The sequence below is a fragment of the Prevotella sp. khp7 genome, assembly GCF_900109055.1.
Classification (GTDB): domain Bacteria; phylum Bacteroidota; class Bacteroidia; order Bacteroidales; family Bacteroidaceae; genus Prevotella.
The window spans coordinates 228,153-244,827 of the sequence record NZ_FOIV01000003.1; the positions used below are offsets into that span (position 1 = coordinate 228,153).

General features: G+C 51.6%; 8 protein-coding genes and 1 pseudogene. 2 read left to right on the plus strand and 7 right to left on the minus strand.

Translation table 11 applies throughout. The features are described from left to right. The first annotated feature begins 8 nt into the window (after nucleotides 1-8). Together BMX82_RS07880 and BMX82_RS07885 are read left to right on the plus strand one after the other, a co-directional pair. Entirely contained in the window at nucleotides 9-1,025 is a 1,017-nt protein-coding gene (locus BMX82_RS07880; protein WP_177172048.1) for a HAMP domain-containing protein, read from the plus strand. Beyond that, entirely contained in the window at nucleotides 1,022-2,494 is a 1,473-nt protein-coding gene (locus BMX82_RS07885; RefSeq protein ID WP_091767651.1) for a PDC sensor domain-containing protein, read from the plus strand. The genes BMX82_RS07880 and BMX82_RS07885 overlap by 4 nt, the downstream gene beginning before the upstream one ends. On the opposite strand, the gene BMX82_RS07890 is transcribed toward BMX82_RS07885, so the two are convergent. The 7 genes and pseudogenes from BMX82_RS07890 to BMX82_RS07915 form a co-directional block, all read right to left on the minus strand. Further along, complete coding sequence (locus BMX82_RS07890; protein ID WP_036910321.1) at nucleotides 2,456-3,445, minus strand: Gfo/Idh/MocA family protein; 990 nt, start codon at nucleotides 3,443-3,445, stop codon at nucleotides 2,456-2,458. The two genes, BMX82_RS07885 and BMX82_RS07890, sit on opposite strands and share 39 nt — an antisense overlap. Nucleotides 3,446-3,840: 395 nt before the next feature. After that, nucleotides 3,841-5,982, minus strand: coding sequence for a glycoside hydrolase family 31 protein (locus BMX82_RS07895; RefSeq protein WP_091767654.1), 2,142 nt, complete (start codon nucleotides 5,980-5,982; stop codon nucleotides 3,841-3,843). Nucleotides 5,983-5,988: 6 nt separating this feature from the next. After that, on the minus strand, nucleotides 5,989-6,930 hold the full coding sequence (locus BMX82_RS07900) for an alpha/beta hydrolase (RefSeq protein ID WP_036910323.1): 942 nt from the start codon (nucleotides 6,928-6,930) through the stop codon (nucleotides 5,989-5,991). A gap of 34 nt (nucleotides 6,931-6,964) precedes the next feature. Beyond that, entirely contained in the window at nucleotides 6,965-9,337 is a 2,373-nt protein-coding gene (locus BMX82_RS07905) for a glycoside hydrolase family 3 C-terminal domain-containing protein (RefSeq protein ID WP_036910324.1), read from the minus strand. Between the two features lie 39 nt (nucleotides 9,338-9,376). Beyond that, nucleotides 9,377-10,738 carry a family 43 glycosylhydrolase gene (locus BMX82_RS13200; RefSeq protein WP_255396592.1) on the minus strand — a complete coding sequence of 454 codons (1,362 nt, stop codon included), beginning with the start codon at nucleotides 10,736-10,738 and terminating at the stop codon, nucleotides 9,377-9,379. 984 nt (nucleotides 10,739-11,722) lie between these two features. Then, a pseudogene (locus BMX82_RS13205) lies at nucleotides 11,723-12,577 on the minus strand (esterase); the annotation flags it as partial. Nucleotides 12,578-12,590: 13 nt separating this feature from the next. Next, the gene (locus BMX82_RS07915; RefSeq protein WP_177172049.1) at nucleotides 12,591-16,622 is read right to left on the minus strand and encodes a hybrid sensor histidine kinase/response regulator transcription factor; all 4,032 of its coding nucleotides are present in this window, start codon (nucleotides 16,620-16,622) and stop codon (nucleotides 12,591-12,593) included. Between the last annotated feature and the right edge of the window lie 53 nt (nucleotides 16,623-16,675).

Below are 16,675 nucleotides of genomic sequence, written 5' to 3' on the forward strand. Positions count from 1 at the left end.
CTATGTTAATGTTTCAGAGAATACGAAAATCGTTCACCAACCAGCTCACGTTGTGGGTGTCGGTTTTTGTGGTGGGCATCATTGTGGTGGTTCTTTTCCTTTTAGCGCGCTTTTCGCAGGGAGTCATCCTCGACGAGTCTGTCGAAACAACGCTACAAGTGCTTGAGAACACGGCGCTACGCATAGACAATACGCTACGACTGATGGAGATAAAGGCGCGAATGGATAAGCAGACGCTGAAGGTGGATCGTGCGACCATTGAGCGACTCATAGAGGAAAACGGCATTCTGATGAAGCTGCGCCAGACGCTGCCCAATGTAAAGCTCGATGCCAAAGAGTCATCCGCTATTCTCCAGGCTGTTGTGGCTGCTACGGAAAAAGGCGGATACACTGAGATAGAAATAAATGGCGAAGAAAGCTATGTGTTCTATTACCCGCTGCAGGGCGGCACATATGGGCTCGTAGCTGAATGCCCTGCTGAAGATTTCTATGGTAGGTTCACCCGCATGCAGTGGTTCTTGCTGTTAAGTGGCGTTATTGGTGTACTGTTGTTACTCGCCATTCTCTATGTTGTTGTGGGGCTTCATCTGCTTCCTTTGCACCGTCTTGCCGATTGCGCCCAGAATATAGCTGACGGCGATTTGGACACTCCTATTCCCGAAACGCGCTTTGTGGATGAGTCGGGGCGTTTGCAGACAAGCCTGAGTAGAATGCAACGCTCGTTGAAAGCCTATATGGATGAGATGCAGCAGAAGCAGACCGAGCTGAGTGAGCACCATGCCGAATTGCAGACTGCCTATAGCGAGGCACAAGCCCTTGAGGAAAGAAAGGCGCAATTTATGTACAACATGACTGAACAGATGGCGGCACCTGTCAATGTGCTGTGCAAAAGTACCGATAGCATCTGTCGCAACTATTCGAGGCTGACGAAGGCTGAGATGGCGCGTCGCCAAATGGACATCATGCAAGCCTCCGATACTATTACCCGATTGCTCGACCAACTTATAATCCCTACTGCCCTATGAAACAGATTATCCTTTACATTCGGCAGCGCCTGTCTATACGCTTAGGCATGCTTATCGTGGTTGTCGTTACGTTGTTCTTCATTATGCTTCTCAACTTCCTCTTCTATCGTTGTAAACTTTACATCCAGCATGCGGCCATCGACCACGCCACACAACTGCTTGACAACACTGCAGAGCGAATCAACGGTATTATGAATGAAACAGAACTGGTGACAAACTATATGGCTGTTACCACAACACGCCACCTTCATCCCGATTCGTTGCTCGCTTTCACGCGTCGTACCGTGGCTGAGAATTATTTCCTGACGGGCTTTGCTATCTCCATGGAGCCCTACTTCTTCCCGTCGATGGGACGCTACTTCTCGGCCTATTCTTTGCGACACAGAGGGCTTCCAGCCTCCAATACAACCCTTGACAGCATCACTACGGTGCGCGAGGGACCCTTTGAGTATTTCGATGCTCTGTGGTACAAGACGCCTCATACGCTTGGTACCCCGTGTTGGGTTGATGCCTACGACGACTATAACGAAGGGACGCTCTCGTCGCCCGATATTCTGACCTCCTATTGCTGTCCAATGCGCGATGCCGATGGTCGCTATGTTGGTTCCGTCACAGCCAGTCTGACGCTGAAATGGCTGTCCGGGGCCTTCGCCTCCCTGAAGCCCTATCCCAACTCTTCGGCCATTATGCTGGGGCGCGACGGCACCTATTTGGTCCATCCTGACACGACAAAACTCTTCCGCCAAAACATTTTCAGTGATGCAGACCCCAAGGCTCAGCGCGACATCAATATTCTGGGCAGATCTATGTTAGGCGGGCGTAGCGGTATGATGCGAACCGTTGTCGACGGCCAATACGCATATATATTTTATCGCCCGCTTGAACGCACAGGGTGGAGCTTGGCCATCGTGTGTCCTGAAAGCGATGTCTTTGCGCGCTACAACCGTCTGCTTGTCATGGCGTGGATAATCGTAGCAGTCGGACTCATGTTACTCATGTTCTTCTGTTATCAGACTGTGTGTCATGCTGTCCAACCCCTGCGCCAACTCGATGAAAGGGCAAAGCGAATAGCTGATGGCCTTTTTGACGAACCGCTGGCGCCAAGCACCCGTTGCGATAGCATAGGGCGACTCACCAACAGCTTCATCCGCATGCAACAGTCGCTCGCGGCGAGTGTCACAGCCGTCCGTCGTTGCAACGACGATTTGCAGCAGCAGAACGACGATCTTGCCCGTGCTTATCAGCTCAAGCTCGAAACCAATCGCCGCAGGTCGGCCTTTGTACAAGATATGTATCACGAAATCCGGACGCCTCTTAACGTTATCAGCGGCTTCACCCAAGTGCTCAGTGCAGGCCTTCACGAACTGCCCGATGACGATGTGGCAGACTTTACCGCCCGTATGAAGCAGAGTGCCGCTGATATCAAGAAATTAGTCCATGGGATAGCGAATACCCCATTTCAGTCGTAAGTCGTCCATCAACTGCATCATGTAGAGCGTCTCGTCGAGCGGCATCTCCTTAGGTTCCAGCAATCCCTCTATCAAGGCTTGCCGGCATGCATTAAACTGATACTCGTAGCCTGTAATCTGTCGGGGCACGTGGATGTCCTCTACAAACTCGCGGTCGTGTGTGTTCACCGTAATCTTCTGTGGATTGTTGATGTTGTCGATAATCAGGTTACCATCCGTACCCGCTATCACCCCGATGTTGTCGCCCACACAGGCCGCACTTGACTGCAGGTTGCAAAGCAACCCGTCTGCCAGCACCATACAGATGGCATTCGTCAGGTCCATGCCCGTCTTCGACTTCACACACAGACTTTTCATGTTTACGATGTCGGCATCGAAAAACATCCGCACGAAGTTCAGCGCATAGACGCCCAAGTCAAGCAATGCGCCCCCACACAGGTCGGCCCTCATGATTCGCGGCTTCTCGCCCATCGAGTAGCCCAATGTGGCTGTCACCAGTCGCGGCGTACCAATGCGTCCGCTGTCTATCAGGTCCTTCACCATTTTGCGTGCAGGCTGGTAGCGCGTCCATATCGCCTCAGCCAGAAACACCTTCCGCTCGCGTGCAAGGTCTACCACCTCCTTCGCCTGCCTGTGGTTAGCCATAAATGCCTTCTCTACCAGACAAGGCTTGCCTGTCAGTAGCGCCTCCTTCGTCACGTCGTAGTGGTGAGAGTGAGGTGTAGCTACATACACCAGATCTACGTCCTTGTCGGCTATTAGCTCCCCATACGAGCCGTAAGCCTTGGCTATGTTCCATTTTCTTGCAAAGGCTTCCGCCTTCTCTAATGTCCGCGAGCCTATGGCGTAACACGTACACTTGTTGAGTCCGTTCAATGTGATGGCAGCCTTCTCGGCTATCCATCCTGTGCCGATGATACCGACACGCAGGATTTTGTCTTCTTTTAGCATGATGGTAATTTTGAGTTTCTGTTGCAAAAATACAACTTTTTTCCATAAATACCAAATTCTAAGCGAGTAAAGGTCACCCAAACAAACAATTTGGAAATCAGTCAGAAGAATCTATTGTTATGGCCATGTTTTTTGCTCAATACGCCGCGCTTTTTGGAAAATAAGCACGGCGTATTGAGTGAAAAGTCGTGCTTAATTTCAGGAACAACTTATTAACTTTTTAGAGGATACGTTTTATTATGATGCATATATTCGAATGCGGTAGTTGCAATACCTGAGAATTACCCCTCACTTTCCGCACTTCCCACACCTAACTGATGTTTGATTTAGGTGTGGGAAGTGCGGAAAGTGAGGGGTAAAAAGTGGATATAACAATTACTATATATATAAAGACGCTACTCCCGTTCGAAGACGGGGATGAAGGTCTTGTCTATTATCGTGGTGATGTATTGACCACCGTCGTAGTGCTGCCCCGTTTGGTGGCAGCGCCAGCCGCCTGGATTGCGGGGTAGGTAGGTGGTCCACTCGCTGACACTAGGCTCTGTGACGGGGCTGACGAGCAGGCGAGGGCCGAACATATATTCATAAGGCTGGCGCAGGGCCTCGGGATCGTCAGAGAAATCAAATACAAGTGGGCGCATCAGTGTGTAACCCTCTGTCGAGACGCGTTCGGCACACTGCTTGATGTAAGGCAGCAAGCGCTTACGCTCCTTCAGGCACTGGGCGATGACGGCCTGCGCCTCAGGACCGTAGTTCCACGGCTCAGTATCGCTCATATAACCATGCACACGCATCAGGGGCAGATAGACACTCGTCTCTATCCAGCGCAGCATACGTTCGATATAGTCCTGATTGGTATACTGGTCGCGTGGACGGAAGAAGCCGCCTGCGTCGTAGGTCCACCAAGGGATGCCTGCTGCCTGCATGCCTAGTCCTGCCGTGATTTGGCGACGGAAGGTCTCCCAATCGTTGCCTACATCGCCGCTCCACAGGGCAGAGCCGTAGCGCTGGATACCTGGGAATCCGCAACGGGTGAGGATCATGGGTTCGCGGCCTTCTGCTAGAAGACCTTCATAGACGGTCTTGTTGACCAGTAACGGATAGACGTTGCGCACCTGTTCGCCGCTCCAGCGCCCGTTGTTCACATGACGCCCTGCGAGATCGTCGTTCTCGGGCTCGGTGGCGTCCTGCCACCAGGCATCGATACCTAAGGGTACGAGGCGCTTACGGAAGTTGTTCCAGTAGGCTTGTGCGGCATCGGGGTTAAAGAAGTCGATCCAGTCGGTCCCAGGGATGTAATACTGCTGTCGCTCCATTTCACGCCCCACCTCTGATTGCTTGTCGATCTTCGACCACACACTCAGCATGAGCCGCACATCCATCTGATGGAGACTGTCAGTGAGGGCTTTGGGGTCGGGGTAGAAGTCCTCGTCGAATTGCATGGAGTTCCACCCGTGTTTGCCCCAGTACTGCCAATCCTGTACAATGACGCTTAAGGGCATCTGCTCCTCACGGAATCGTCGGGCTGTCTGTAGTATCTCATCAGAGGAGTGGAAACGCTCACGACAGTGGATATAGCCCAGCGCCCACTCAGGCATCATCGGACAGGGACCTGTGAGCTCACGATAGGTGGCGATAATCTCATCGGGGGTACCCACGAACACGGTGTAGTCAACGGCATGGGCGATGGGTGAACGGAAGGTGGTCTCGCCAGTCACCTTTTTATAATAGAGGGTGGGCTGGTCGTCCTTGGTCAGCTCGGCTGTCAGCTTGTGGCGTCCTGCTTCGAGACGCACGATGCTTGACGCCGTAGGGGGTAGCCAAAGGTTTTGCATTTCGATGACGGTCTGTCCGTCGATACATAGGTTATGGCGACGGGCCATCTTCTGTCCTACATCAAGTAACAAAGCGTAGTCGCCTGTCTCGGCAATGTCAATGCCGGCTTCGAAGAGGTGGCGCTCGCGCACCTCACGTCTGCCCCCCTCGGTAGTGGTGATATTGACCACCTCCTGCTTGCCTGCCCCCTTCTGCTTGGTGAGCCTGATGCTCTGATCGCAGGGGTTGAACTCCGTCAGTCCGTAGTTGTTCCACAGAATGCCGTAGCCCTTACTCGAGATGAGCATGGGAATTGATATCTGGGTGTTCACCTGTGTGAGGCGGCGAGAGAGGCCACGCACATTGCTGTAGCCGTCTTGGAATTGTCCGAGGCCAAAAAGATATTCATCCTCTGGACTCTCGAATGCCAGTGTGGCTATGCCATTACGGAACTCGTGGCGCAAGGCCTGAAAAACGGGACGCCCGTCTTTAGTGTAGACCTTCAGCCGCTGGCCTTCGACGGCAAAAGTGATGTCTTGCTGCTCCACCTCGTCGTGCTTCACGTAGAGCCAGTCGGGCAGGGTGTCTTTTACATCACTTTCGCCATAACAGACACGTATGGCGTTGCGTGCCACCTTCTTAATGCTAAAAAAAGCCCCTGTCGCTGCCTCTGCGGTGAGCAGAAACAATGACAGGGCTGCAATGAACAGTGTCTTCTTCATCTTGCTTTATCTGACGGAGTCAAGGAAGCGAACCATTTTCTGCAGGTTCTCCTCGCTGTACATGCCCATGCCATGTCCGCCCTCGGGAACGAAGGTGGCCTCTGATTTCACACCGGCAGCCTGCAACAGTTCAAAGAACTTCTTGCCTTGGCAGCAGGGCACTACATTATCTTTCTCGCCATGGAAGATGATGATAGGCGGGTCGTTGGGGTCGACATAGTTGGTGGCGCTCAGGCTGAGGTATTTGTCGGGCTCCTTGTCGAGCTTCGAGTTGAGCAGCACGTCTTCAGGTGAGTTCTCGCCCATCTTCATGGCCTCGCCACAGTCCATGGCAGTCAGATCTACGGGGCCCGACCAATCGCAGGCTGCGTTAACTGCGCTACTCTCGTCAAGGTGACAACCCACGCTGCCCTCGAGGTCGATATCGACGGTGCCAACCTTGGCCTGTTTCAGTCCGCTAGTGGTGGCTGCTGTCGATGACAGATGACCGCCTGAAGAGAAACCGCTAGTGGCGATAAAGGAAGTGTCAAACTTATATTTGGCTGCCTCGCCGCGTACGAAACGGATGACGGCACGGATGTCGTTGATCTGGGCGGGCCACTTGGCGTCCATGCTGGAACGGTGGTTAGGACACACCACGGCATAGCCCGCATTGAGCAGAGCCTTCACGATGGTGCCCAGATCGGCCATGCCCTTGCTGTTGTTGCTGAACCATGCGCTGCCATAGATATGGATTACCACGGGATAGGAGGCTTTCTCTTGTTTGGGCAGATAGATGTCGCAGGTGTGATAGGCTTGGTTGTCGCCAGCATAGTTCACGTCTTTCCACTCTTGTGATGTTTCGAGTTTCACCTGTGGCATCTGGAAGCCTCCGAATCCGCCAGCAGGTTGTGCCATGGCCACAGAGGCGAGGCACAGCATGAATGTTGATAAGATAGTTTTTCTCATGTCTTTTATTTTTTATATAGGAATTATTTAAGATTTATTCGACAGAGGCCTCTGAGAAATAGATGTCGCGCAGAGGCTTGCTGACGGGCTCACCTGTAAGGCTGATTTTCTGCTCGAGCCTGATGTCTGTCGATGAGGCACCCACCTTGATTGTGTACTTGCCAGGACGGATGTTCCATTGGCGCTGACCTTCGTGGCTGTAATAGCCGAACTGATCGGTGTAGAGCTTCACGTTGACGGTCTTCGTCTCGCCAGACTTCAGTGACACGCGGGCGAAACCCTGTAGCTGTATGGGGCGTATTGGTTGGTCGGCCTGTGTGGGCGAGAGGTATATCTGTGCCACCTCTGAAGCTTCCATCGAGCCAGTGTTCTTCACTTCGAACGATAGATTGACGAAGGGCGCTGAGACGGGAACTTCGCCATCAACCTGTAGATTGGCATATTCGAACGTTGTGTAGCTCAGTCCATAGCCGAAAGGCCACTGAATGCGTGCGTCTTGCACAGCTGTAGAGTTGTAACAGATGGGCTCATAAAGTTCTGTGTTAGGATAGCTGACAGAGAGTTTGGCGGAAGGTGATACGTTGCCATAGAGAATGTCTGCCACGGCATGGCCGCCTTCCTCGCCAGGATACCAGGCCTGGATGACGGCAGCACACTTCTCTGCCAATCCGGATACTACCTGGGCACGACCACCGAAGATGACCAATACCACGGGCTTGCCCGTCTGGATAAGATTCTCGACGAACTGCTCCTGTTTGCCTGGCAGGCGCAAGCCTTGGCGGTCGCGGTTCTCGCCACAGAGCATCACGTTCTCGCCAACAGCTGCAATAATCACATCGACCTGCTTGGCCATGCTCAGGGCCTCGGCCTTGTCGGCCTTCTCACCGGCATCGACCTTGCGATGCAGTAAAGTGAACTCCCAGGCACGCTCGTCGCCTGCTTCTCCGTATTTTGTCTCTATCTCCTCTGTCCAGTCGCATCCGCGTGAGTAGAGTAGGCTAACGCCCTCGGGCTGCTTATCCTTCATGCCCTCGAGCAGGGTGATGGTGTGAGGATGGTCGAGGTCGCTCTCTACCCTTTTCCAGAAGTATGACATGGCAGGGAACGAGTAGTCGCCCAGCATGGCCCACATAGTGTTGGCATTAGGACCTGTGAGCAGGATACTCTTGGCATTGGTGAGCGGTAGCACACCATTGTTCTCGAGCAGTACTACGGATTGGGTCGCGATATCATAGGCGGTCTGTCGCTCTTCGGGCGTGTCGAGCTCAATCTTCTCAGTGCTATAGAGGTAGGCGTCCTTATCGAAGAGGCCTGCGCGGAATTTCATGCGCAGCACGTTTTTAACAGCACGCTCGAGCACTTCGGGTTTTACCAGTCCTTTGTCAATGGCTTCTTGAAGATATTGATAGTTGGCGCCGAAGGGGAAGTCGACGTCGTTGCCATTGTTAATGGCAGCGGCAGCCTTTTTCACAACATCGTCGAGTCCTGGTATCTGGTCGATGGCCGTATAGTCGCTCACCACCATGCCGTCGAATCCAATATAGTCGCGGAGGATGTCCTGCAGAATCTCGCTGTTGCAGACACAACGCGTGCCGTGAACGTCGTGGTAGCCTGGCATCACAGCCACGCTCCCCATAGTGCGAATCATAGTCTCGTGGGGTAACAGAATTTCTTCCATCAACTCCTTCTCGTCAGCGTCGCCACCGCCTCCATAACCCAGATAGTGCTTGGTGCAGGCGCCAACTCCTTTCTTCAGATCGCTCTGTTGGAGACCCTTGACGAAGGCAGACCCCATGGCTGCAGAGAGATAGGCGTCTTCACCATACGACTCTTCCAGACGATTGAAACTGGGTGTGCGACATACGTCGACCATGGGCGAAAGGGCCAGAATGCCACCCATTTTACGCATGGTGGTACTGGTCTGGCGGGTCTTCAACTCAGCCAACTCGGTGTTGAACGAGCAGGCCTGGCCTATCTGCTGGGGATAGATGGTAGAGCCCTTGGTGTTGATGCCCGAGAGTACCTCTTCGTGGAAGAGGGCTGGGATGCCATTGGGCGTGTTGGCCTTCAGCCAGTCTTGTACAGCCACCACCATGTCGCGAATGATGTTTGGATCGCGGGGCTTCTGGAGGGCAAACTGTGAGAAGTGTCCGATGCCAAAAGGTATCAGTTTGCGACACTTGGCTGTGTCGAGCTGGCCTTGTTCGTCGAAGAGCTCGTCCATATACATGCTCTTCAGTTGGGCGATGCGCTCCTCCTGAGGCATCTTCTCATAGAGCTCGTCAACCTGCTTCTCTATGTCGACAGCGGTGTTACAGCTTGTTATTAAAAGTAAAAGGATAAAAAGGAAAGAAGGAAAAACTCCTTTCACTGCTCCCAATACCTTTGATAATGATATTTTCTTCATAATTCTTAGTTCTTTTATTGTTCCCCCTTTTTATTACCTTTATTTAAATTGCCAATAGTCGAGATGCGTGTCGCCCTCAGAGTTGCTGAAACAGAGATACAGGTCGTGTACGCCCTGAGCACCAGACACCTTGGCGTTGAATGTCTTGTACTTCTCTACACTGCCTGTATCAGAAATCAGGGTCTCGCCAATGATGGGACCATCCTGAGAGTCGATGCGGAGCGTCAGTTTGCAAGTGCCTGTAGAGGCAGCGCTGATGCTGAACTTCTTGGCACCATGGAGAAAGTCTACACCACGCAGTTTGATGAACTCTCCGTCGTTGATATCGAAGATGTACATGTCGCGTTTGCCAGTAGATTCGGGCATATCAGCCACCACGCCCGTGTTCTCGATACCCATTTTGGCACTTTTCAGTCCGTAACCCCATGCCATGGTCTCTGCCTCGACACGCTGGTAGGGATTCAGCCAGCAGAGTTGCTTGAGGGGCTCGAGGTCGAGCCAGTAGGGCACTTCATTGATGGTGCCGTCTGCATTGTAGGTAATTTCTGCAACTGACACGCTTCTGCGCTCATGGTGTGTGAAGGTGTCGAGGTGCATGAGGTCGTAGTTTTGTCCGAATACATACGAGTGTCCCTTGAAGTCGCAGATGCCAGGGTGGTTACCGCGATTGCGCAGGGTGGGGCGCATGATGTAGTTCTTCCACTCCCAGGGGCCTGTGGGTGAGTCGCTCATAGCATAACCTAGGGCCTCAGGGCAGCAAGTGGAGGCAAAGGCGCAGTAGTAGTGCCCGTCGCGCTTATAGAACCAAGGCCCTTCCTGATAGTGTTTGATGTGGGGCAGTTTCACCACGCTGTCTTTCAGGGATGTCATGTTGTCGTTCAGACGGGCATAGAAGGTGTGTGGGTTTCCCCAGTAGAGATAGGCCTGTCCGTCAGCGTCTGTATATACTGACGGGTCGATATCGTACCAGTTGCTCTGGTCCCATACCAGAGGCTTTCCAAGAGGATCCTTGAAGGGACCATAGGGTGAGTTGGCCTCGAGCACTGCGATGCCGTGTCCGTGAAGTGGTGCATAGAGATAGTACTTGCCATTACGCTCTACTGTCTGGATGGCCCATGCACCGTTTTCACGACTGCGCCAGGGAATGTCCTTCAGTGAGGCCACAGCTCCGTGTTCTGTCCAGTTCACCATGTCGGTGGTGCTCCATAGCAGCCAGTCGTACATGAAGAAACCTGCAGAGTTCTTCTCGTTCAGGTCGGGGATGTCTTCTGGCGAGGCATCGTGCGAGGTGAAGAGAAACAGTGTGTCGCCTACTACCAGAGGAGCAGGGTCTGCTGTGTATTTAGTCTGGAAGAGTGGTAGGTTCATGCTGATGTCGCCTTTTACGGCAGCCTGCAGCATCAGTGAGTCGAGAAGCGATTCCAAGGCGTGGCGACGTTCAGGCCATGTGACATAGTCATCTGCCTTTATGGTGTATACCTTCTTCTCACAGCACTTCTGGTCGTTCTTCTCACAGCACTCAGCCTTGCCTGTGGTGATGCAGAATGGCGGAAGTTTCTTGGTTCCAATCAACTTGTCGGCCATCACGTCAGCACCTCCGATTTTAAACCAGCTCTCAATGGTGTCGTACTTTCCTGGAATCAGCTGGATGGCAAACTGCGGCTTGCCTTCTGCAGGATGGTAGCAGGCCTGCTGGCTGTTCAGGTCGTAGCTCACTGTGCCATGTGCCATGTCTGTCAGGTTCATGTAGTGATAAGGATTCGAGGGATTGTTACAGATGCTGGGTTTGAAACCTATAGAGGGGGCCAGATACATGTTCTCTGGGTCAGCGACGGGTGTCCCGTCGACCAAATAATAATAGGTGAAGGTCTCGTAGACATTCTCATTCAATTCTGCTGTCCAAATGCCATCGCTGTCGCGCTGCATGAGTAAAGGCTTTGGCAATACTTCTGCAGCCAGTTTTACCTCCTTGGCATTGGGCGCCTTCATGCGGAACACCACACCGTCGCTTATATATTCGGGCGAAATGATGGGTTTTGGAAAAAGACGTGCCATGACACCAGCAGTGAACTGTGGCTCCTTACCTGTGGCTGCGATGACAGGCTGTCCGCCTTGCATAGCCTTCTCTGCTGCTTCAGGCTTGAAGAGCAGGGGCAGTGTCTTGCTCAGGAAGTACTTGGCGTTCATCCACGTGTGTCCGTATTTATCGTGGGTGTACTCTTTCACAGAGCGGATACCATGTTTGTCGAGGAATTCCATGTAGTCGCGAGCATTGCCAAAGAGGAAGTCGTCAGTACCTACGCCTAACCAAAACAGATGGATCTTGCTGTTCGTGTCGTTGGCATTGTCGTAGACGCCAGGGATGTTGGTGGCTGTGAATGAACTGTAGCTGCAAAGATAAGAGAACTTGTCGAGGTTGCGCAGTCCATTTGACAGAGCCTGGTTTCCACCACGTGAGAAACCGCCAATGGCACGATGGTCGGCATCGTTGATGGTGCGATAGTTCTTCTCTATATAGGGCATGAGGTCATCTGTCAGGTCGAGACTGAACACGTCCTTGCCAAACATAGTCTGAGTCTGAGGGACACCAGCCTTTTCTGTCTGTGCAGGCAGCAGCTTATAGGGATTGCCGTAGGGTAGCACGACAATCATCTCCTCAGCCTTTCCTTCAGCAATCAGATTGTCGAGGATATAGTTCACACGTCCTACCTTATAATATACTTCCTCAGTATCAGTGGTTCCACTGATCAGATAGAACACGGGGTATTTCTTGTCGGGATTCTCTTTGTATTTCGGTGGCAGGTAGACCACAGCCTGATTTGTGGCACCCAGATTCTTGGAGTAGTAGTGGATATAGTCCACCTTGCCATGGGGAACGTTCTTAATGTCGTGGGCCAGCGAGCCCTCTTTGGCTGGAATCTCAAGCAGCGAGTTCTTAAAGCCTTCATTGGGGAAATACTGCTGATTCTCGGGGTCCATCACACTTACCCCGTCAACAATGAAGCAGTAGGGATACATGTCAGGGGCTGCAGGACCTAGAGTGGCCTCCCATAAGCCCGTTTCCGCGTTACGCGTCATAGCGTTGCGTCCTGCGAACTGCACGTCTACTTGAACTTCTTTTGCCTGGTCGTTCTTGTAACGGAAAGTTACGGTTCCATCCTGGTTACAGGTGGCGGACTGGGCTGCTGCCATGGTTGCCCATCCGATGAATAGTTGTAATAAGATAGTTTTTTTCTTCATGTTGTTTTATTGTTTAATTTGACTTTGTATATTCTGAGGGTGTAACACCAAAGTGTTTCTTGAAGACTACCGAGAAATGACTCTGGGTGCTGAATCCGCACTTGTCGGAAATCTCGGAGACTGTGTATTTTCCGCTTTTCAGCAGCTCTGCAGCTCGATTGAGTTTGTAGGTGCGGAAGAAGTTCGAAGGCGTCTCGCCTGTCAGTCCTTTTATCTTGTAGTACAATTTTGTGCGTGAGATAAGCAGCAGTTTGGTGATGCGTGTCACGTCGAGTTCGGAATTCGAGAGTTCCTCCTCCATCAGTTTGTAGAGTTCTTCCATAAAATGCTTGTCCTGATCGGAGAGGGCGTTGTCTACGCCTTCGTCTTCTGTCGTTGTGGCCTTTGTCAGCAGTTTGCGTATGCGATCGCGATTCTTCAGTTGCGACTGAATCAGAGCTGACAGTACGGTGGGTTCGAATGGCTTTGTGACATAGGCATCTGCGCCAACGCTCAGACCTTCGACCTGATTCTCTGCTGTGATCTTGGCTGTTACCAGAATGACGGGGATATGGCACAACTGTATGTCTTGCTTAATCTCATGACAAAGTTCGTAGCCGTCTTTGCCAGGCATGGCCACGTCGCTCAATACGAGGTTCGGCTCTTCAGCGCGCATCTCTTCAAGGGCGGTGTCTGCGTCGAGGCAGGTGATCAGGCGATAATCGCGTGAGAAGAGCAGACGCATGTAGTTGATGATTTCTGTGTCGTCGTCGACAACGAGTATCGTAGGTCGATGGTCCTCTGTTGTGTCGTAGGCAGAGGATCCTGATGCAGCATCGACAGGCAGTAACGCATTGACTGCCAGCGATCCGTCACCTTCCAACGGCCTGCGCTCTTCATCACTATAGGCATCCTCATTCATGGGGTAGATGAGTGTGAAAACGGCTCCTGTACCTTCTGTACGGTTGCTGGCTGTGAGTGAGCCATGATGGAGTTCTGCCAGTCGGCGTGAATAGTAAAGGCCTATGCCTGTACCCCAGTTTACCACGGCCTTCGTCTGGTTATCGAGCTGGTAGTAGCGCTTGAAGATGTTCTCCAACTGGTTTTCGGGCAAACCCTTACCTGTATCGGCAATCGTAACCTTTACCTGATTGTCTGCTACATCGAGCGAAACGTCTATCCTGCCTCCACGCGGTGTGAACTTCAGGGCGTTCGACAACAGGTTAGATACGATCTTTTCCAACTTGTCACCATCAGTCCAAGCTGTCAGCGAGTCTTCCATGCCAAAGCGGTTAATGGTCAGGCCTTTTTCCTTGGCGTTAAATTCAAAGATGTCGCAGATGTCGTTCATAGCTTTCACCACATCGATTTGTTCAACGTTCAGCCGTAATGTGTCGTTCTCGAGTTTGTTGAAGTCCATGAGCTGATTAACGAGTTTGAACATACGTTGTATGCTACGTTGGGCTACGTTGAGAAGGTTCTTGTCCTCGTCATTGAGTGAGACACTCCTGGCAAGCTGGCCTACAGGCCCTGCAATCATGGTCAATGGCGTGCGGAACTCATGAGCTATGTTGGCAAAAAAGCTCATGTTCATCTGGTTGGTGCGTAACTCCTGCTCTTTCTCCATCTCTGCCTGTCGGGCAGCACGACGGGCAGCCACCACGCGCTTAGCGTTACGATAGAGATAGACTGCCAGCGAAGCTGCTAGCGCCAAGTAGATAAGCCACGCCCACCAGCTGTTGGCTGGGGCGGGTTTCACCACGATGCTTAGTGTGCGTTCGTCGGAGTTCGTCTCGTCACTGGCGCTGTCGGTGGTTTTCACACGGAAGGTATAATGCCCTGATGGCAGGTTTGCATAGTTGGCTGTATGGGTGTTTCCAGCGTCAATCCAGTCGTGGTCGAAGCCATCCATCTTATAGTAATAGCGCACACGCTCGTATTCTCCGAAGTCGAGGGCTGTAAACGAAATGCTGATACTGTTTTCACTATAATTCAGCTTAACTTCGCGACAACTGTCGAGCAGGGCCTCTATGGGGCCGTTTTCTGAGGGCCTAACCAGTTGGTTGTGTATCTTCAGATCGCAAAAGCGTATGGGTATCTGTCTGAGTGTGTCAATGTCTGCAGGGTTAAACATGGTAATGCCCTCTGTGCCTCCGAATACCAGACTTCCATTAGGTAACTTGCATGAGGCACGGTCGCAGAACTCATCGCCTCCAATGCCATCAGCTTTATAGAGGGCGGTGATACGCCCCGTCTTCCGATCCCAGCGGTTCAGACCTTTCATCGTACTAATCCAGAGGTTTCCTTGCTGGTCTTCTTCTATACTACCCACATCAGAACAAGATAGGCCAGCGATGCGTGTCATCTGGTTGGTTTTCAGACTGTAATGCAGTAGTCCGTTACTTACGGTTCCAATCCATACGTCGCCCTGTGAGTCTTGCACCATATCAGTGGGAATATAGACGCTTCGACGAATGCACTGTGCCATTGAGGGAATATCGAGTTCGCTCAGTTTTCCTGTCTGTGGGTTCATGCGCACAATCTTCTGGAAGAAGGCCGAGATAAGCATCTGGCCATTGTCCAATTTGAGTAGCGAGGGAATAAAGCAGAAGTCTGCATTGAAAGCCTGCTTCACAACAGGTGTGTTGCTGTTGGGCGGAAAACCAACAATATCATTACTGCTGGTTGCTAGCCATATCGTTCCGTCGTCGGTCTGCTCGAAATCCATCGTTGCCATGATCGTCCATTGGTTTAGGATACTTAGTCTGCCACTTTCATAGCGACACTTCATCACTAGACTGGGGGTAGAGAGCCATAATAGTCCGTCACGGTCACAGAATATGTGGGTAACAGCATTCTTTTGTTCGCCTGCAGGTAAGCCTTGTAAGGGAATAGATTCTGCCTTCTGACTCTCGCAGTGGTAGACATAGACGCCTTTGAGCAGGGTAGAGATCCAGAGATTCTTAGCTTTGTCCATAGCCACGGCCAGCACTGATGAGTTCTCGATGACACGGTTCAGGTAATTATCGCTACCACCGAATTTCTCTTTATAGTAATAGTCTGCAAAAAGCCCCTTGTCGTAGGTACCCAGCCACACGTTCTTCCGTGAGTCTTGGAAAACTTGTGTCACCATGGCATCAGGGACGGGTAGGGTGAATCCTGTATCGCCCTCGCCATGCAAAGTGTGGGCCAGGAGATTGAGTTCAAACACGCCATTGTGAGAGGTACTGAGCAGAATGGTGTTGTTTTCCAGAAGACGAGCAGCCTGAATGATGCTGTTATGTGCCATCAGGCGCGACTCCATTGCTGCGTCAAGTGGCACGACGTGCTGTGACTTGGTGTCGTAGAGCATCATGAATCCATAGCCTGAAAGCACCATCAGACCATTCGACAGTATCTCTGAATAGAAATAGTATCGCTCGTCCAATGGTATTTCTTTCTTCAGTTTCAGTGTCTCGTTATCGTAGACTAATATTCGCTGCGACTCCGTGATAAGAATATTGTCTGAAGCGTCTATGATACAGTTGCCCCAAGTCCATGACTGTCTTTCCATTTGTCTGCCAATACATGGAAGGAAGGCCTGCTCCTTTTCGTCGAGTCGGAGCACCTCTGTACCATTATATACATAGATACGCCCCTTACTGTCTTCAAGCAGTTTCTGAGTGTTGAGATTGGCAGACTTGACAGTGATACGATCGAAACTGTCCATACGGCTGTAACGGCATACACCATTCACTGTCGCCACCCAGAGTCGTCCCTGCTGGTCGCAAAGGATGTCTTTTATCTGATTGTCGGGCAGACCCAATGAATCGTCAGTACAAAGATACTGGTGATATTCATGACCATCGTAACGATTCAATCCTCTGAATGTTCCAATCCAGAGTTGGCCTGCAGCATCTTCTGCTATACATTGCACGCGACTGTTCGACAGTTCCTGAGCTACAACAACGCTGTGCTCCTCGTCTTTGTCACGTTGTTGTGTCGTTGCTGCCTTCTGACATGATAACAGCGTTATCATAGCCATCATGATGACTATAATCTCTCTCTGTCCTGTCGTTTTTATCATATCTGATTTTAGTTTTAGGCCACAAAGATACATATTATTATTCAAATATAAGT